The organism is Kosakonia sp. S42 (genome assembly GCF_016624785.1).
GTDB lineage: Bacteria > Pseudomonadota > Gammaproteobacteria > Enterobacterales > Enterobacteriaceae > Kosakonia > Kosakonia cowanii.
Genome location: NZ_JACVTW010000099.1, coordinates 1 through 399, shown reverse-complemented (window position 1 = coordinate 399; position 399 = coordinate 1). Strand labels below are relative to the sequence as shown.

Here is a 399-nt window from a genome sequence, read left to right as displayed (position 1 = left end):
AAAGAGGCTCCCACTGCTTGTACGTACACGGTTTCAGGTTCTGTTTCACTCCCCTCGCCGGGGTTCTTTTCGCCTTTCCCTCACGGTACTGGTTCACTATCGGTCAGTCAGGAGTATTTAGCCTTGGAGGATGGTCCCCCCATATTCAGACAGGATACCACGTGTCCCGCCCTACTCATCGAGCTCACAGCAAGAGTGCTTTTGTGTACGGGGCTGTCACCCTGTATCGCGCGACTTTCCAGACGCTTCCACTAACACTCAGGCTGATTCAGGCTCTGGGCTGTTCCCCGTTCGCTCGCCGCTACTGGGGGAATCTCGGTTGATTTCTTTTCCTCGGGGTACTTAGATGTTTCAGTTCCCCCGGTTCGCCTCACAGCACTATGTATTCATGCTGTGATA

At 53.9% G+C, this 399-nt stretch carries 1 rRNA gene; it reads right to left on the bottom strand.

What is annotated here, in order from left to right:
* Positions 1-399 (bottom strand): 23S ribosomal RNA (locus IAE50_RS25735); the annotation flags it as partial.